The following is a 16,967-nucleotide window of genomic DNA, read 5'->3' as shown; positions in this document are numbered from 1 at the left end:
AAAGGCCCTTGAACGAATCGGGCCGTTACTGGCTGTTGGATCTCCCACTTAGCATTTTCATGTTTCCTTCATGCTTGAAGTGGGAGTCTTACGACGTACAGGACGTGCTAGTGCCGACAATGCCACAGGACGTGGCGTTTTTGTCGGCCAGCCAGTTACACTGCGATAAAGAAATAATTTTGCAAACCCCATATGATAAAAAGCCCTTGTGTCAACAAAGGCTTTTAGTCATCATCTATATTAAAAAAGTTTTCAAGCATTTCACCAATATCTTCGCCAGTCTCTCTTGCCTTCCATCGAGCATCAATGTTCTTCATACGTTCCCAGTATGCATCATCCGTATACACAACGATCTCTTTATCCGTACCGGGTAATATATTTTCCACTTCTTCCTTAATTGCCCCGCTTATATCTGTATCGTGGTTTGGACGCTCTGGGGTCATAACAGCTATAACGATACGCTCATCTGTTTCTGCAACCTGCGCCTGGATTATTTCCTGTTTGCGCTTTAAATAGTCGGTAATTTCCTCTGTTCTTTCTGTTGTATACTCATCAGAATATCCGCCTTCAAAATCTGCATCATTGATATTATCCAGTTTACTTTGCGGATATCCGCCCCGCTCACCGATCGATTGATCACGGACATTCAAGCGGTCTTTTTGCTCCCGTTCTGATTCATAGTGAATGGGCTGAGTTGGACTTTCCCTGTTCATTCTTGTTTCTTCTTCAGCAGTATCTGCACAGCCTGCAATGAAGATTAGTAATAAGCTGAACGGTATAATCATTAATTTAGCCATACATGAAACCTCCCTTATACATAGTTTGCATAAGGGAGGTTTTTTTACACTGTTAATTACAGGGAATTATCCCTTTTGTATTGTGGCAGCGGGGCGCGCTTATGTGCTGTTTTAGCATGCATGGCCTCGATGATATCCTTATCTTTTTCCGGTATTTCTTTTCCTTTTAAATAATCATCGATATAGTCATAGGTTGTGCCCATTTCATCTTCATCTGTTTGCCCTTCCCATAAATCGGCACTTGGTTTCTTTTTGACAATGTCTGATGGCACACCTAAATATGCTGCCATCTCCCGTATCTCTTCCTTTGTGAATTCGACAATCGGCAAAATATCTACGCCGCCATCCCCGTATTTTGTGAAATATCCTGTATAAAATTCAGCAGCGTTATCGGTACCGACCACTAAATAATTATAATTGGTTGCTAATGCGTATAATGCACTCATCCGCAATCTTGCTCTTAAATTTGCTGAAGCCAACCGATCATTTGCATCAATAAATGCATTACTTTCTTGTAACTTACTTTTAATTTCTGAATACATTGTTTTATGCGTCTCCGTAAGATCGAGCGTAATGGTGTCAATTCCGCTTCTATCTATCACATCCCTGGCATGAACTAAATTTTTCTCGGATGTGTGAATCGGGAGCAAAACACCTAATGAATTCTCCGGCATTGCCCGTTTAATTAAATGAGCCACGACAGCTGAATCCAGCCCTCCGCTTACACCAACGACCAATCCCTTTGTTTCGGTTTCCTTTACCTGATGCTGCAACCATTTAACAATGTCGTTTACATATTCTTCCATAATTACCACCCCTGTTGTAAAATCTATCTTTTATTTAGTTTAGCACTTTTTCAATACTTTTTAAAAAATATCGCCGATTGCCCCATTCTTTATCAAGTCGCTTCAAATAATCTGGAATCCCTGACGGCTTCTTATTTAAAAAGTGAAGCCATTCCCTTAACACATCACTTGGAACAGCCATAGCATAAGCCCAGATTCTTATCTCGTCCTCATCCACCATATTATACTTTCTCAGTTCTTCTATTTCCCAATTTTCGTGCGGGACAAACCTTTGGCCAAGTTGAATAAAATCATACAGCTGTGTTGTACAATGCAATAAATCGAAGTCAATCATGAAGGTATTTTGTGCGGATTTAATAAAATTGTGGGAAGCAACATCTCCATGAACCCAGTGTCCATTCCATTTTGCATCCCTCTCCAGCTTATCCCAGGGAAATCCGGACAGAAGTCGTAATTGAACCCCGGTCGTTTTTACTATATCCCTATATAAATAATCAAAACCATATTTATTAAATAATGCTTCTGTTTGCTTAAATGCCAGCAAACGGTCATACCATTTGATGAAAAAAGGTTTTTTATTAACTGGCCTTTTTATATAAATATTTCTAGCTTTCCTATGAAATTTTTTTACTGTTGCCACTGCTGCTTTCCTGTCCTCGGAAAATTTATAATTTAATTTTTTCCCTTCTACATATGGTGAGATGGTATAATAACTATCTTTGTATGTTAAGAATCCCCTTCCATTTGGAAATGGATGGAAGGGAATAAGTACCCCGTTATCTGTGGCCTTGAAAAACTCCCATTGTTGATAAAGAATTTCTTTATTTTTATGTTTTTTTAAAATGTATTTTTTGTTATTTATTGTCTTAATACATAATACGTGAGACTTTATTCGCGATGCTTGGCTTATGCTGATCCCCCCTTCTTTTAACAAAAAAGAATAGAGACGATTTATAAATTCGTCTCTTAGTTTATCTTCTTTACTCATTATCTGTTTGTTCCTTATCATTTCTATAATAGTTTTGCGGATATCCCGGCGGGCTTGGATAAGCTTGAGTCATGTCCGGTGAAAATGGCGGCGGATACAAGTTGGATTGCTGCTGCTGATTTGGTGGAGTAGTATAGCTGGAGTGCGGCATATTTTCATTATTCATTCTTTCATACATTGGGTATGGCATCATATTTTGATTGTTTGCTTCTCCATACATCGTGTTCGGCATCATATTTTGATTATTTACTCCCCCATACACTGGGTACGGCATCATATTTTGATAATGCATTTCTGTTCCCTGACAGCCACAATCTTTTTTTCCATGTTTCCCCATTGGATGCTGATGCTGATCCAATGCCGGAGCCGCCATTGGATATGGTGCAGGCGGACAACATGGATGAACCATATAAATGCAAGGTGTCATGGGCATTTGCATCGGCATTGGCTGTGGGGGCGGCATTACTGCTTCCACCTTTTTCTCTTCTTTTACTGGCTGTGGTTTAGGCTTCTCCTTTTTCACTTCGGGCTCTTTTGGTTTCTCAGGAAATTTTACTGTAGTATGGTAATCGAAATCCTGTTCAAGTATTGGCATTTGAACGATCGGCTGAATTGGCATTTGTGGCATTTTCGGCATCTCTGGCTGAACTTTCTTCGGTGGCGCTTTATCATCCTCTTTAATGACGGGCATAGGTTTTGGCGATATATCTTGATATGGCTGTTTAACCTGCTCTTTCTTTGTCTCCTTGGCCGGTTTGCTCTCATGCTTAACAGCTTTTGAATTCGTCGGCACTTTAATTTTCATGCCTGGCATAATCATATCCGGACTGGATAGGTGGCTATTGAGTTGTTTTACTTCTTCAAAATCCACCCCGTATTTTTGTGAAATTTCCCACAATGTATCTCCCTTTTGGACTACGTGTATTTTCAAAACAATCTAATCTCCTTTCGTTAATCACTGGGCTAATTACTCTATATCAACATATGCATAAAATGGGTAAAAGTTGAACCAAATTTACGTTTTTTTAAATTCCATACTAAATGGCGTGCATAAAAATGGTGAAAGACCAGGAGTTGTCTATAAGAGCAGAGGCATGGTTAGAGATGGGTCATGTTTGTCGTTTTCTTTTTTTACGTTTTATCGTGGCATATAGTATATACAAAAAAATCGCCAATCCTACAATAAATTGGCAATTTTACTTCGTTATTATATTTGCATTTGATAAACTGGATAGCTTCCAAGAAAAGTTACTTTACAGCCTAAAGCTTCAAGTTCACCTTTTACACCGGGAAAAAGCACGTCATCATAGGGCTGATTTACATCAACAATGAAAAAATAATTTCCCAAGCCTGTTTTCATCGGGCGGGATTCAATTTTGGATAAATTCATCCTTCTCCAGGCAAACGCGGATAGTACCTGATGAAGCGCCCCTGGCTGATCACTTGGAAGCGTAATGAGTAAACTTGTTTTTTCCAGTTGCACATCATGGTTAATGTGAAGGGGCTGATTGCTGTTTTTGCTTAATACAAGAAATCGTGTGTGATTGTTTGGAAAATCATGAATGTTTGCCTCATACAGCCTTAATCCATATTCCTCTGCTGCCAGGTAATTGCCAATTGCTGCAATAGGGTTTTCACTGTCTCCCACTATTTCCGCAGCTTTTCCTGTAGAGGATTCAAATTGAAGTTTTGCATTTGGCAAATTTTTATGTAAGTATTGGTGACACTGTGCAATCGCATGACTATGAGAATGAACTGCAGTAATACTTTTTAAGTCCCCATTGAAGCCTTGCTGGACAAGCAAATGCTGCTGAATAGGCACAACGATCTCTGCCATAATGGGCAGACGTACCTGATGAACAAGATAATCAACAGTCAACTGTACGGTGCCCTCTATGGCATTCTCAAGCGGTACTACCCCTATATCAATCTGGTTATCCTCAACTGCATCGATGCACTCCGGTATCGTATCAAAGCTTTCTTTCATTTCTCCATTAAATGCTGTGTCTACTGCTAATTTCGTAAATGTTCCTTTTGGACCTAAATAACCTATCTTCGTTGCCAACATTTCTCCTCCTCGTATTTTCCATACATGTTACCATAGTTACTCGATAAATTCGAATTCATAATGCAATAAACGAATGGTATCCCCGTCTTCCGCACCACGCTCTCGAAGTGCTTCATCCACGCCCATTTTCCGTAATTGCCTTGCAAACCGCTGAACCGCTTCATCATGGTTAAAATCGGTCATTTTAAACAGTTTTTCTATTCTTTCACCGGATAACACGTAGGCGCCATCATCATCACGGCCAATTTTAAATGGGGCTTCCTGCTTCTGATAACGATAAACGACCTTCTCCTCCGCTTCTTCGGTAATAGGGTCAGTCTTAGGAATAGTATCCAGCACATCAGCTATAGCAAACAAAATATCCCTTAATCCATCTTTTGTCAGTGCTGAGATTTTATAAACAGGGAAATCTTCCGGTAATTTTGCTTTAAAATTCATCAAATGTTCTTCCGCGTCCGGCATGTCCATTTTATTTGCAGCAATAATCTGCGGGCGATCCATCAGCTTTTCGTCGTATTCCTTTATTTCCTGATTAATTTTAAGAAAATCCTCATAGGGATCCCGCGCTTCCATTCCAGCCATATCAATGACATGGACAATCACCCTCGTGCGTTCTACGTGACGAAGGAACTGATGTCCAAGTCCGATTCCTTCGTGAGCTCCTTCAATTAAACCAGGCAAATCTGCCATCACAAAGCTGCGCTGATCACTTGTTTCCACAACACCAAGATTAGGCGCCAATGTCGTGAAATGGTAATCGGCAATCTTTGGCTTTGCCGCTGAAACAACAGAAAGGAAAGTAGATTTTCCGACACTTGGAAAACCAACAAGGCCAACATCGGCAATCAATTTTAGTTCTACTTTGATTTTTCTTTCTATACCTGGTTCTCCATTTTCTGCCATATCAGGGGCAGGATTTCTCGGTGTGGCAAATCGGCTGTTACCCCTGCCGCCTCTTCCCCCTTTAGCAATGACGGCCTCTTGTCCATGTTCCGTTAGATCGGCAATAGTCTCATCGGTTTCTTCATCAATTACTGTTGTACCCGGAGGCACTGAAATAATAAAAGGGGCGGCATTTTTTCCATGCATATTTTTACTCATGCCATTTTCTCCGCGTTTCCCTTTAAATTGGCGGTTATAGCGAAAATCCATTAACGTATTGAGACCTTCATCCACTTTAAAAACAATATCCGCGCCATTTCCGCCATCCCCACCTGCAGGGCCGCCTTTTGGAACATACTTTTCCCGGCGGTAGGCAACAAGACCATTACCCCCATCTCCTGCTTTTACAAAAACACTAACCTGATCTATAAACAAAATTTCTCACCTCAAGTAAATTACTGAATTAGAAAACTACATTCCAGCCCGGACTGTGTTTGTCTTACATCTACACTATCGTCATTTAAGTAATTACTTAACACCGCTTCCTGACTACTCTCCCCTTTAATGAGAAAACTTACTTCGCAGCATGGTTCATTTTCTGCATCCTTTATTTGTAAGCTTATGTCATGTAAACTATCCGTTCCAATCGTTTTATTAACAGCTGAAATCACTTTTTCACACCTGGCTGATAAATCATGCTCCACGTGATGTAGTTTCTTTTCCGTTAAAATTTGATATTCCAGCTTTATGTGGTCAAACATAATATTCACTTGCATCACCCACAGAATAAATTGGGGAGGCATTACGTGCATTAATTTACGTTCTTCATGATAGTATTCCATGGTTTCTTTTATCTTCTCTTCCGCTTTCTCCGGCCTTTTCAAATTCATGTATCCATTAACAATCTGCAAATGATTCATTAAATCATGGCGATAATGCTGCAAGAGTTTTACTACATCGGAATCTTCCATTATCCTTCCCCCTCGTATACGTATCAAGAAGTATAGCAGAAAAACCGGTAAAGGTCATGTCAAAAAAATCAATACTTACACTGAAATAAAGAAAAGAGAGACTGTATATTTTCAACAGCCTCTCTTTTATAACAATGCATCAATTATTTTACGCTTCCTGTGCAATCGGATAAACACTTACTTTTTTGCGATTGCGGCCAAAACGTTCAAATTTAACAACGCCATCTGCTTTGGCGAAAAGCGTATCATCACCACCGCGGCCTACGTTTTCACCAGGATAAATTTTCGTACCACGTTGACGGTAAAGGATAGATCCTCCAGTTACAAACTGGCCATCAGCACGTTTAGCACCAAGACGTTTAGACTCTGAATCACGACCGTTTTTTGTGCTCCCTGCACCTTTCTTCTGCGCAAAGAATTGCAAATCCATACGTAGCATGCGTGTGCACCTCCTTATTCACTGTAAACTTTAATAAATTTATTATATTCAGCTTCAATTGATTTTAATGCTATGATCATACCTTCAAACAAGAGCTGTATTTTTTCCATTTTCTCCTCTGGGAGAGCGTTTGGAATCTGCACATGAAGGTAACCACCTTCATCCCCTTGCTTGATTTCGAGATCAGTCTCACCTAATTCTGACGCAGCATTTAATGTGCCAATTGACACTGCTGAAACAGCAGCACATACTAAATCATAACCATATGGACCACTCTCAGCATGTCCGGATAATTCAAATGCTGTTATTTCATTACGTGTTCGGGATACAATGACCTTTATCATAAAAAGTTCCCTTTAAGCCTGGATTTTATCAATAACCAGTTTCGTATACGGCTGTCTGTGGCCCTGTTTACGCTTATAGTTTTTCTTTGGCTTATATTTGAATACAGTAATCTTTTTCTGACGGCCCTGCTTTTCCACTTTAGCTGTAACAGTTGCGCCATCCACATATGGTGCGCCTACTTTTACATCATCGCCACCTACGAAAAGCACTTTGTCGAATGTAACAGTTTCCTCAGATTCTGCTTCCACTTTTTCTACAAAAATTTCCTGACCTTCTTCTACCTTCACTTGTTTACCGCCTGTTTCAATAATTGCGTACATTTCTGCACCTCCTTAATAAACTAAGACTCGCCATACAGGTACCCTTTATCCGGATTTAAAACCTGCTCTGTGCGGTTGTAGCAACGGTGCTACGATGAATAACGTATTGATATTACCATGTTTAGGCTATATTTGTCAATGACATACCGAAATTTTTTCCTTTCTGAAGCCGCATAGGAAGACTTATCGCTCAGCTGGTATAATCCGCAATTTCCCCCATTGTCTTATTATAATATTTATAGTAGAAATAGTTACGCAAACATTCAGTTTCATCTATCATTTTTCTCTTTTGATTAGGATATGTCACATAAATCGCATGCTTTTTTTGCCGTTTAAAATGAGAAAACACTTCCATTAGTGAACTATTATGCGGTAAAACAATGGATGTAATTCCACTGATTGAGCTGTTCCCTTCATAGCGTTTTAATAGAAATCGCATGAAAACAAAATAACGATGTTTCCACTCCATCCTGTTTTCCAAGTATAAAAACAGCATAATAAAAAGCGCACTTAATGTAAAAGGGAGGAGCCATAATTGCAATATAAGGAGCAAAATACTAGTGAACATGGAAAAAAGGATGATAAAATGATAAGCAGATTTAAAAGGAAATTGACTGGATAGAAATAAAAACAGCAGCTTTCCCCCGTCGAGTGGCCAAATCGGCAATAAGTTAAATAAAAGAATGATGGTGTTATAGTAAAACATAAGATTCACGACCGAGGAAGGCATAAGCTGCATACCGGAAATTAAAAAAATGGCAGCATAAATGACCAGGTGCTGAAAAGGTCCTGCAATGATCACAAGCGCTTCTTCCCATATTGGTCTATTCCCGTGCTCATCCGTTTCCATCACACCACCAAAGGACCATAGCATAATTCTCCGTATCCGCCATTTAAAATAAGAAGCCATCATAAAATGACCAAATTCATGGATCAGTACGATGGACAAAATAATGCTTAATTCAACAAAAGTACCTGTAAGAAAGGAGATAAGTATAAATACAATCAGGATGGGATGAATATGAACTTTTTTTAAATTATTCTTGATCATCGACTTGGATCACCTGTACCGGATCAATATAATCATTATCTTTTTCAATAGCGAAATAAACGGTTTCGCTATCATCCGTTGGAGAAAACTGCCCAACCTGCTGATTGTTTCCCACATATTGATATAAATGAACATCAATGGAACTTAAATTTCCATAAGTAGTATTACTCCCATCCGGATGCTGAATGATAATAGTTTGATTTGTTTCCTGGTTATTCCCGGCAAAAATAACGATCCCTTCTTGCAATGCAGCCACTTGTGTCGTTTCTCCCGGTTCAATCATAATCCCTTTTCCGTTCACCTGAAATGTTTCCGTTACATTTCCGCTAACCGGTAAAGCCAGCACATCCGTTGAATTAGTTGCCTGTTCGGTTGGCGGTGTAAAAGCCAATGGACTTCCGAACGTTTCCTGATACCACTGATGTACTGTAGCAAACGGGAATTCCTCGGTTAAGGCCATCCTTGACCACTTTTTTGGCGACTCCATTACCTCTGTATCTGTTTGCCACAATAAGGCGGCACCAAAAAAAAGCATGACAGATAAGGTACTTTTCAGGAAAATGCCGGAGACTGCTTTATCCTTCTTGCTGCTTGGTGCCACATCTGTAAAAACCGGAAGATATCCATGCTTTTCTTCCTCTTGAGGCAGATTTGAAATGATTTGTTTTTTACTTCCTTCCTTATAGGGAAGACCGCGTGTTTTTTTTCGCTGTTCAATTGATTTGCGAACCTTTTTTACTCCTTTTTTCATTAACCTTCATTCCTTCACATGCTTTTGCTCCATTATATGTGAAGGTTGTACAAGTTATGATGAAAAGAAGAGGCGGAGTGGTTAATCTTGTTTACACAAAAAAGCAGAAGTACTTGGGTTCACATCCTTCTGCTATCAAAACTAATCTTATTTTATGATCGCATCCCCCAAAAAAACTTCTTCATGCGCTGCATCATCCCTTTATCTTCCTCCAGAGATTGTAAGGGAACGTTTTCTCCAAGTATTCTTCTAGCAATATTACGGTAGGCAATGGAAGCTTTTGATTTTGGCTGCATTGCAACAGGTTCTCCGTTATTGGAAGCTGTAATTACTTCTTCGTCATCGGCAACAATTCCAATTAAATCAATAGAAAGAATTTGCACTATTTCATCTATATCCATCATGTCTCCATTTTTCATCATATGGTTACGAATCCTGTTAATGATTAATTTTGGTGATTCTATATCTTTTTGCTCCAGCAAACCTATGATTCTATCAGCATCTCTAACACTGGACTTTTCCGGTGTTGTTACTACTATAGCTTTATCTGCACCGGCTACAGCATTTTGAAATCCTTGTTCAATACCGGCAGGACAATCAATGATAATATAATCATATTCCGGTTTTAATTCACTGATTATTTGCTTCATTCCCTCTTCCGTAACTGCTGTTTTATCACTAGTTTGCGCGGCTGGTAGTAAAGAAAGGGATTCAAAACGCTTATCTTTTATGAGCGCCTGGTTTAACCTGCATCTTTCCTGAATGACATCGACTATATCAAATATGATCCGGTTTTCCAATCCCATGATGACATCCAGGTTTCGCAGGCCGATGTCCGTATCTATTAAACACACTTTTTTCTCCATCAGTGCCAGTGCTGTTCCGATATTCGCAGATGTAGTTGTTTTTCCAACACCGCCTTTACCGGAAGTAATGACAATTGCTTCACCCATTTTGCATTCTCCTTTCGAATCCGCTGATTTCTTTTCTTTTACGTGACAGCATCTGTAGTCGATCAATAACTATTTTATCCTGTTCTTCATCAATGAGACCACATTCCATATAGACACCATCAGATTCATAATCCGGAGCACGGCTGATATAATCAGCAATCCTGAGTTGGCTTGGGTTCATATATGATGCGGCTACAAAGGATTTTCGGTCACCATTTACCCCTGCGTGAGCAATTCCATATAAACTTCCCAATATGTAGACATTGCCGGTAGCTGCAACTTTTCCGCCGGGATTTACATCTCCAATTAATAATAAGTCGCCTGTCATTTCCAATACTTGACCAGAGCGAACAATTTGGTTAACAGCTTTTATCTCACTTTCTTCCTTCCAATCCATCGCATCTTCTTTAAGAATCACTTCAGATTCAATTCTGTCAACACGAAACCGGTTATCTTCCGTAAATAATTTCACTAATTGTTCTTCAGACTCTTTTATTAAATACCTATTACCAAGCTTCACTATTACCGGTATCACCGGCTCATCCTCTTTCGGACGGCTGCTTTTAATTTTTTCATCAAGCTCATGAACAGCATGATCAAAGGAGCAGGAGTCGTCAATAAAAAATGTAAGACCGTCCCTGGTACCTTTTATTGTAATTAGCTGTTTATTATCAAGCACTTATTTTTCACCCCACGATCACCATGGCATTATAGTTTAGCTTTTATAATGTATCTCTTCCGGTCAAATGCGCTTCTCTCCATCTGATGAGCCTTTTTGCCATTAAGGGATACAGAATAAGTAAAAATACAATATTTGAAATAATAGTTGGCAGTAATCTATTTATTGCATAGTCATTCCACATCATTTGGATAATGCCTGCCGCTGAATAAATAACGTGGATCGCCACGTCTGCGAGTATAACACTTATTATACCTAATAATAGCGTTACGTAAATATTTCCATGAAAAATTTTTCTTAGCCCAAGCACTAAATAGACGACAAGTGTATAGGAAAACATATACACACCAAGAATCCCGGTATAAACAACGTCTATTAATAAACCAAATATCAAGGCATAAATAATGGAATAATAGGTTGTATCCCGTTCGTAAAATACGGCTGTCATGACTAAAAATAATAGTACCCAATGAGGAACAATCAACAAATCACTTGTAAGTATACTGACCGGCAAAAAATCAAGAGCTACTCCTTCAAGCATAAGGAAAAAGAAGAGTATAAGAGGAATAAAAATGCGTTTCATCAATCATTTTCCTCCTCATCTTCTTCATCATCTCCATCAGGCAATTCCCGGTCTACAACAACGACATGATTAATGTTATACATTTCCGCCGCCGGTTCAATCAGTGCTGTACGCGTTAAACCGTATTGATCAGAACCTACTTCTATTACAGAACCAATTGGCAAACCGGCTGGAAAAACGCCACCCATACCGGATGACACAACCAGTTCCCCTTCTTCCAGACCTTGGTCTGACTCTTCAATAATCCGAAATACAAGCGAATCTGACTCCTGATCATAGCCTTCAATCATCCCGAAAACATCATCACTATCTTCACGGGAAATTGTCGCTGATATACGGTTGAATTGATCAAAACCTGTAAGCAATTGGACCGTTGAGGTAGACTGGGAGTGAGATTGAACCTTTCCAATCATTCCCTCGGCAGTAATGACTGCCATATTGGTTTCCACTCCGTCCTGTGTTCCTTTATTTATTGTAACCTGTTCCACCCAACGTTCCGGCGAACGGGATATTACCGTCGCTTGAATGGGGTTAAAATCTCTAATGGTTTCGTCATCCATCCATTCCATTAAATTTCTAAGCTCTTCATTTTCTTCGCTGAGTTGTTGATTTTCATAAATGAGTCCCGTGTATTCTGCCAGTTTTTCCTTTAACAGTTGATTCTCATTATACGTATTTCGAATATCATTTATATTTGTGAACACATCCGTAACAAAGTTTACCGGTGTATGTATGATACGCTGTCCCCATCCAACCGTATCATTGATAAATTGCTCTGCCGTCGTTAAATCATCTCTTTCACTGATGGAATAACCAATCAGCACCACAAGGATGATAAATCCAATCAAAAAAATAAAAAGTCTTTTTTTTCGAAATAAATTCATGTAAACACCTGCTTATTTGACTATAGACTGAGAGGAAACGTTCGGATTGGACCGGAAGTGCTGCATGTAATCCAATGATTTCCCTGTCCCGATTGCCACACTTTCCAATGGGTTTTCTGTAACAAATACAGGCATTCTCGTCTCATCACTAATAACTTGATCAATATTCTTCAGTAAAGAACCGCCTCCGGATAGGACAATACCACGGTCCATAATATCAGCTGCCAGTTCCGGTGGCGTTTTTTCCAGCGTATCCTTTACTGCATCAATAATAGATTGCACTGTATCTTCCAATGCTTCAGCAATTTCCTCTGAAGTAATTGTAATCGTTTTTGGCAAACCTGTTAACAGGTCACGTCCTCTGATTTCCATTTCTTCATTGTTTGTAACGGTACCGGCAGCTCCAATTTCAAATTTGATGGATTCCGCCGATCTTTCACCAATCATTAAACTATACGTTTTTCGGATGTGATTTGTTATCGCCTCATCCATATTATCTCCACCAGTTCGTATGGAAGCACTTGTTACAATTCCGCCTAACGAGATAACCGCTACTTCTGTCGTTCCGCCACCAATATCAACGATCATGCTTCCAGTAGGTTCCCATACAGGTAATCCCGCTCCAATTGCTGCTGCAAAAGGTTCTGCAATCGGAAAAGCATCTTTAGCCCCTGCCTGCTTTGTCGCATCAATGACTGCTCTTTCCTCCACCATCGTAATCCCCGATGGAACACATACCATAATATTTGGCTTATTAGCTAAAAACGAGCGTTTCCGCATTGCTTTTTTGATATAATATTTCATCATGGCTGCAGTTGTATCGTAATCAGCAATAACTCCGTCTCTCATTGGCCGGATGACTGAAATATTGCCGGGTGTTCTTCCGATCATATTATAAGCATCCCTTCCTACTGCCTCAATGTCTCCGGTTTCCTTATTTTTTGCAACTACAGAAGGGTCACTTAATACAACCCCTTTTCCTTTTAAAAATACAAGCGTATTTGCTGTACCTAAATCAATTCCTATATCCTGTGAAAAATTGAAAATACCCAAAAAAATCTTCCTCTCCATACTGCATTCAATTCATTAACCTATTTGTAGCTTTACTATTTCTGGTCAATTTATGTGTGTAACAATAGCATCATTATAATATGTAATGCGTTTTATCAAAAGTATTTTTTATCATCAAGATGAACAAGCGCCACTTTCAGCATATTGAAAAATGGCGCTTTCCTTTCATTCTTCTATTCAATTATACGAAAAAAATAGTAAAATAGATAGTATTTATAAGTATCCTTTTTCTTTTAAGGATACAAACTTCCTGTCACCGATAATCAGATGATCTAAAAGATCAATTCCAATCATTTTTCCGGATTCCAAAAGACGTCTCGTTACATGAATATCTTCTTGGGATGGACTGGGGTCGCCTGAAGGGTGGTTATGAACGACAATAATTGAGGCAGCAGACCGTTTTACTGCTTCGCGGAAGATTTCTCTTGGATGAACAATGGAGGCATTTAGGCTCCCAATAAAAATAGTCTGCCTCTGGATGATCTGATTTTTCGTATTTAGAAACAGAACAACAAAGTGTTCCTGCCTTAAGCTCCGCATTTCCTCCATCACATAATCTGCCCCATCTTTCGGCGAGCGAATCACGTAGCGCTCATTTGGTTTATACTCATTCATTCTTTTTCCAAGCTCAATAGCCGAAAGAATCAGTACACCTTTTGCAGGTCCTATCCCTTTGATAGCAGTTAATTCTTCGATGGCTGCATCCTGCATCAGACTCAGGCCCTCAAAATGCATGAGAACGCGATTGGAAAGGGCCATGACAGATTCATCTTTCGTCCCGCTGCTTAGCAGAATGGCTAACAATTCCTGGTTGGATAAGTGACTGGCACCCATTTTTAACACCCGTTCCCTGGGACGGTCATCCTTGGGCACATCTTTGATCATAATGGTTGAAACAGACATTTGCTTTACCTCCCTTTTTAAGATAAATATAGTTTAGAGGTAAAGCTTGCTTTTAACAAGCTGATAAAAAGCTACTTTAATAGAAAAAATTGCTCAGATTTTCAAAATCTCTCTAGTGTAAAATAGAATTTCCAGGTTAATAACGAACCTAAAAATTGAAAAAAGCAGGTATTTTTAGTTACCTGCTTTTAATCGTGCAATGTTCCATACATATACCATAATTCCAGGAGTACTTTATCGTCGATTTCATTTACTTCAGCCAGTTTGTCATATAAGGGCGCCAGCAAATTTGATTCTTCCGGATATGATTCTTTCAGCTGCTCCAACTCACCACTTGCTTCCCCGGATGATGATAAAGCCTTTTTCCACCATGCCAGATAAGAATTTAACCATTCTTCTTCATTTGCACTTAATGATATTTCCACCGGAGGCGTATTCCATTCTTTACTGTAAATTTCCAATTCCTCCGTCTCCAGTTCGTCAGCTGCTTGTGATGCTTCCTCCGCCGAACTGTTCACTCCGGTAAATAGAAAGTATTGATCATCCCTGTGCCAGATCATTGCAGGAATATTTGCTTCTTCAAAGTTTACCGCCCATGTATCCGCATTTTCTTTTTCCGAAAAAATCCCCCCCTGTAATACATAAGCGGTAATAGACTCCATTTCGACTGAACGTACATCTTGTCCCGATGAATCCTCAGTGTTGTCTTCTTCAGCATCATCCGCAGTGACTGCCGCAGGATTTGGATTACCGCCGATTTCAGGCGTCCCATCCATGGTAACAAACATACGCAGCAGGATGACACCGAATAAAGAGCCAATGACCAACGCGGAAATGACTGCAAGCATAACAGGTTTTAATACTTTTTTGTGCTGTCCGATTTTCGCTGCTTTGGAATGATTGGATATTCTCTTAAATGTCCCTAATGGTTTGTTAGCATTTTCAAGTGTTGCAGCCTGTTCATCTTTTTTTTTGCCGACATCCAGATCGTTATTACGCAGCTTTGGCCTCTTCTTGTTAAATTTACTCTTTATCTTTTTTATTTCCACTTTCTCACATCCCCCTGCTTGTTTGTAAACCAACTCTAGCACAGGTGATATAAAAAGTAAGACGACTATTGTCATGTACAAAAAGAATCGTTCTACAATTTAAGTGATTTTATCCAAACAATCCACGCAAATTGACAGCACTTAGTCTAAAACGTGTTTTCTCACTCTTGATATAAACTCTAGCGAACCAGTCACAAAGTATGCTGCATGAGGCTCTTTCCTGTTTGTGATTATGTCCTCCCAATCATTTGCAAGATAAACATGATCCTTTGTTGAAAAATATTCTAAATCTTCCAGTAATGCCACCCGAGGATGATCAAACGTCGTCAGTGTTACGGAAGTAAAATACGGCAATAATAACTGCAGCATTTCTTTAAGTTCTTTATCCTTAAATACTGCAAATACCAGGTGTCTTTCCCTGTCTTTATAAACTGACAGGACGGTATCTAAAAATGCTTCTATCCCCTCCATATTATGTGCCCCGTCCAGTACTAGCGGAGGCTCCTCTTGAATAATTTCAAACCTGCCAGGTGTGTGGGCTAGTGAAAAAGCTTCCAATATCTTATCCAAATCTATATTATACTGCAGCTCCTTCAAAAGCATCAGCGCCATAAATGCAATGGATGCATTTTTGACTTGATGCTTTCCAAGCATGGAAATTTCTATATGCTGTTTTTCATTCCATATAAAACGCTGTTTTCCCTGAATTCGCTCTATCTTTCCCCAGGTAAAATCCTGTCCAAGCCGATATAAAGGAGAATGTGAATTTTTTACTTCTTTTTCTATTTCGTTGTATGCAACTTTTATCATTTCCCCAATGATTACAGGTCTATTTCTTTTGATAATCCCTGCTTTATGATAGGCTATTTCTGATATAGTCGAACCGAGAAATCTCGTATGGTCAATAGATACATTTGTTATAATGGAGAGAATAGGCTGGAAGCAATTCGTCGTATCGAGCCTTCCGCCCATACCAGCTTCAATAAGTGCTATATCAACATATTTTGAAAAATACATAAAAGCGAGCACTGTAATAATTTCAAATTCAGTAGGGCAGATACCATCCCGGTCCAATTGTTCAATAACCGGGTAAAGCTGATTGAATAATGCCACAATAACAGCTTCATCAACAGGTTTGTCGTTATGATTAATATGCCCGGGCAAACCTTCCAGACTCGGAGAAGTAAACTCACCTACATTATAGCCATTGGCCAGAAGTGCATGCTTTATAAATTGCAACGTGGAGCCTTTGCCATTTGTACCTGCAATATGAATAGCCTGGATGTTTTTCTCCGGGTGGCCAACTTTTTGCAGCAATGCATACACCCGCTCCAGCCCGGGTTTAATTCCCAGTGATTTTCTGGCAGACAAGAACTCCTCTGCCTGCTGAAGGTTTTGAAACATACGAACAACCCTTTCCTTTGAAC

The 16,967-nt window shown here is 39.5% G+C and carries 20 protein-coding genes and 1 other annotated feature; all 20 genes read right to left on the bottom strand.

The annotated features are described in order from the left end of the window. Positions 1 to 224: 224 nt before the first annotated feature. A complete protein-coding gene (locus tag ACDX78_RS20760) occupies positions 225 to 797 on the bottom strand; it encodes a YhcN/YlaJ family sporulation lipoprotein (RefSeq protein ID WP_486030418.1) in 573 nt (190 codons plus the stop codon). Between the two features lie 56 nt (positions 798 to 853). Then, positions 854 to 1,603: an NAD(+) synthase gene (nadE, locus tag ACDX78_RS20755; protein ID WP_486030416.1), complete on the bottom strand. Its 750-nt coding sequence runs from the start codon at positions 1,601 to 1,603 to the stop codon at positions 854 to 856. 34 nt (positions 1,604 to 1,637) lie between these two features. Beyond that, the gene (locus ACDX78_RS20750) at positions 1,638 to 2,591 is read right to left on the bottom strand and encodes a hypothetical protein (protein WP_486030415.1); all 954 of its coding nucleotides are present in this window, start codon (positions 2,589 to 2,591) and stop codon (positions 1,638 to 1,640) included. Next, positions 2,584 to 3,522 carry a LysM peptidoglycan-binding domain-containing protein gene (locus ACDX78_RS20745; protein WP_486030413.1) on the bottom strand — a complete coding sequence of 313 codons (939 nt, stop codon included), beginning with the start codon at positions 3,520 to 3,522 and terminating at the stop codon, positions 2,584 to 2,586. The genes ACDX78_RS20750 and ACDX78_RS20745 overlap by 8 nt, the downstream gene beginning before the upstream one ends. Positions 3,523 to 3,798: 276 nt before the next feature. Beyond that, positions 3,799 to 4,659 (bottom strand): prephenate dehydratase, encoded by an 861-nt coding sequence (gene pheA, locus ACDX78_RS20740; protein ID WP_486030411.1) that lies wholly within the window; start codon positions 4,657 to 4,659, stop codon positions 3,799 to 3,801. 36 nt (positions 4,660 to 4,695) lie between these two features. Continuing rightward, positions 4,696 to 5,976 (bottom strand): GTPase ObgE, encoded by a 1,281-nt coding sequence (gene obgE / locus ACDX78_RS20735; protein WP_486030409.1) that lies wholly within the window; start codon positions 5,974 to 5,976, stop codon positions 4,696 to 4,698. Between the two features lie 20 nt (positions 5,977 to 5,996). Continuing rightward, on the bottom strand, positions 5,997 to 6,512 hold the full coding sequence (locus ACDX78_RS20730; RefSeq protein WP_486030408.1) for a Spo0B domain-containing protein: 516 nt from the start codon (positions 6,510 to 6,512) through the stop codon (positions 5,997 to 5,999). A 148-nt stretch (positions 6,513 to 6,660) separates the two neighbouring features. Further along, entirely contained in the window at positions 6,661 to 6,951 is a 291-nt protein-coding gene (gene rpmA / locus ACDX78_RS20725; RefSeq protein ID WP_486030406.1) for a 50S ribosomal protein L27, read from the bottom strand. A 14-nt stretch (positions 6,952 to 6,965) separates the two neighbouring features. After that, positions 6,966 to 7,295 (bottom strand): ribosomal-processing cysteine protease Prp, encoded by a 330-nt coding sequence (locus ACDX78_RS20720; RefSeq protein ID WP_486030404.1) that lies wholly within the window; start codon positions 7,293 to 7,295, stop codon positions 6,966 to 6,968. Between the two features lie 12 nt (positions 7,296 to 7,307). Then, positions 7,308 to 7,616: a 50S ribosomal protein L21 gene (gene rplU, locus ACDX78_RS20715; protein WP_486030402.1), complete on the bottom strand. Its 309-nt coding sequence runs from the start codon at positions 7,614 to 7,616 to the stop codon at positions 7,308 to 7,310. A 13-nt stretch (positions 7,617 to 7,629) separates the two neighbouring features. Further along, positions 7,630 to 7,703, bottom strand: a sequence feature (ribosomal protein L21 leader region). Between the two features lie 103 nt (positions 7,704 to 7,806). Next, positions 7,807 to 8,667 carry a site-2 protease family protein gene (locus tag ACDX78_RS20710; RefSeq protein WP_486030400.1) on the bottom strand — a complete coding sequence of 287 codons (861 nt, stop codon included), beginning with the start codon at positions 8,665 to 8,667 and terminating at the stop codon, positions 7,807 to 7,809. Beyond that, positions 8,654 to 9,418, bottom strand: a complete 765-nt coding sequence (locus ACDX78_RS20705; protein WP_486030399.1) for a peptidoglycan DD-metalloendopeptidase family protein — start codon at positions 9,416 to 9,418, stop codon at positions 8,654 to 8,656. The genes ACDX78_RS20710 and ACDX78_RS20705 overlap by 14 nt, the downstream gene beginning before the upstream one ends. A 152-nt stretch (positions 9,419 to 9,570) precedes the next feature. Beyond that, positions 9,571 to 10,371 (bottom strand): septum site-determining protein MinD, encoded by an 801-nt coding sequence (gene minD, locus ACDX78_RS20700; protein ID WP_486030397.1) that lies wholly within the window; start codon positions 10,369 to 10,371, stop codon positions 9,571 to 9,573. Beyond that, positions 10,364 to 11,050 (bottom strand): septum site-determining protein MinC, encoded by a 687-nt coding sequence (gene minC, locus ACDX78_RS20695; protein WP_486030395.1) that lies wholly within the window; start codon positions 11,048 to 11,050, stop codon positions 10,364 to 10,366. Before minC ends, minD begins: the two co-directional genes overlap by 8 nt. Before the next feature lie 43 nt (positions 11,051 to 11,093). After that, entirely contained in the window at positions 11,094 to 11,633 is a 540-nt protein-coding gene (gene mreD, locus ACDX78_RS20690) for a rod shape-determining protein MreD (protein ID WP_486030420.1), read from the bottom strand. After that, positions 11,633 to 12,517: a rod shape-determining protein MreC gene (mreC, locus tag ACDX78_RS20685; RefSeq protein ID WP_486030393.1), complete on the bottom strand. Its 885-nt coding sequence runs from the start codon at positions 12,515 to 12,517 to the stop codon at positions 11,633 to 11,635. Before mreC ends, mreD begins: the two co-directional genes overlap by 1 nt. A gap of 12 nt (positions 12,518 to 12,529) precedes the next feature. After that, the gene (locus ACDX78_RS20680; RefSeq protein WP_486030391.1) at positions 12,530 to 13,570 is read right to left on the bottom strand and encodes a rod shape-determining protein; all 1,041 of its coding nucleotides are present in this window, start codon (positions 13,568 to 13,570) and stop codon (positions 12,530 to 12,532) included. Positions 13,571 to 13,801: 231 nt separating this feature from the next. Then, the gene (gene radC / locus ACDX78_RS20675) at positions 13,802 to 14,491 is read right to left on the bottom strand and encodes a RadC family protein (RefSeq protein WP_486030389.1); all 690 of its coding nucleotides are present in this window, start codon (positions 14,489 to 14,491) and stop codon (positions 13,802 to 13,804) included. Between the two features lie 188 nt (positions 14,492 to 14,679). Next, positions 14,680 to 15,540, bottom strand: a complete 861-nt coding sequence (locus tag ACDX78_RS20670) for a hypothetical protein (RefSeq protein ID WP_486030387.1) — start codon at positions 15,538 to 15,540, stop codon at positions 14,680 to 14,682. A 141-nt stretch (positions 15,541 to 15,681) separates the two neighbouring features. Then, positions 15,682 to 16,944: a bifunctional folylpolyglutamate synthase/dihydrofolate synthase gene (locus ACDX78_RS20665; RefSeq protein WP_486030385.1), complete on the bottom strand. Its 1,263-nt coding sequence runs from the start codon at positions 16,942 to 16,944 to the stop codon at positions 15,682 to 15,684. Positions 16,945 to 16,967 lie beyond the last annotated feature (23 nt).

Source organism: Virgibacillus oceani, from assembly GCF_041521345.1.
Classification (GTDB): Bacteria; Bacillota; Bacilli; order Bacillales; family Amphibacillaceae; genus Virgibacillus_N; species Virgibacillus_N oceani_A.
The sequence above is the reverse complement of the archived record's forward strand: the minus strand, read 5'-3'. Positions and strand labels throughout refer to the sequence as shown.

Coding starts and splice junctions, on each gene's coding strand:
- ACDX78_RS20720 (WP_486030404.1), bottom strand. CDS start 7,295: ATGATAAAGGTCATTGTATCCCGAACACGTAATGAAATAACAGCATTT.
- rplU (WP_486030402.1), bottom strand. CDS start 7,616: ATGTACGCAATTATTGAAACAGGCGGTAAACAAGTGAAGGTAGAAGAA.
- mreC (WP_486030393.1), bottom strand. CDS start 12,517: ATGAATTTATTTCGAAAAAAAAGACTTTTTATTTTTTTGATTGGATTT.
- mreD (WP_486030420.1), bottom strand. CDS start 11,633: ATGAAACGCATTTTTATTCCTCTTATACTCTTCTTTTTCCTTATGCTT.
- ACDX78_RS20705 (WP_486030399.1), bottom strand. CDS start 9,418: ATGAAAAAAGGAGTAAAAAAGGTTCGCAAATCAATTGAACAGCGAAAA.
- rpmA (WP_486030406.1), bottom strand. CDS start 6,951: ATGCTACGTATGGATTTGCAATTCTTTGCGCAGAAGAAAGGTGCAGGG.
- ACDX78_RS20710 (WP_486030400.1), bottom strand. CDS start 8,667: ATGATCAAGAATAATTTAAAAAAAGTTCATATTCATCCCATCCTGATT.
- ACDX78_RS20750 (WP_486030415.1), bottom strand. CDS start 2,591: ATGAGTAAAGAAGATAAACTAAGAGACGAATTTATAAATCGTCTCTAT.
- ACDX78_RS20730 (WP_486030408.1), bottom strand. CDS start 6,512: ATGGAAGATTCCGATGTAGTAAAACTCTTGCAGCATTATCGCCATGAT.
- ACDX78_RS20665 (WP_486030385.1), bottom strand. CDS start 16,944: ATGTTTCAAAACCTTCAGCAGGCAGAGGAGTTCTTGTCTGCCAGAAAA.
- ACDX78_RS20760 (WP_486030418.1), bottom strand. CDS start 797: ATGGCTAAATTAATGATTATACCGTTCAGCTTATTACTAATCTTCATT.
- minD (WP_486030397.1), bottom strand. CDS start 10,371: ATGGGTGAAGCAATTGTCATTACTTCCGGTAAAGGCGGTGTTGGAAAA.
- pheA (WP_486030411.1), bottom strand. CDS start 4,659: ATGTTGGCAACGAAGATAGGTTATTTAGGTCCAAAAGGAACATTTACG.
- radC (WP_486030389.1), bottom strand. CDS start 14,491: ATGTCTGTTTCAACCATTATGATCAAAGATGTGCCCAAGGATGACCGT.
- nadE (WP_486030416.1), bottom strand. CDS start 1,603: ATGGAAGAATATGTAAACGACATTGTTAAATGGTTGCAGCATCAGGTA.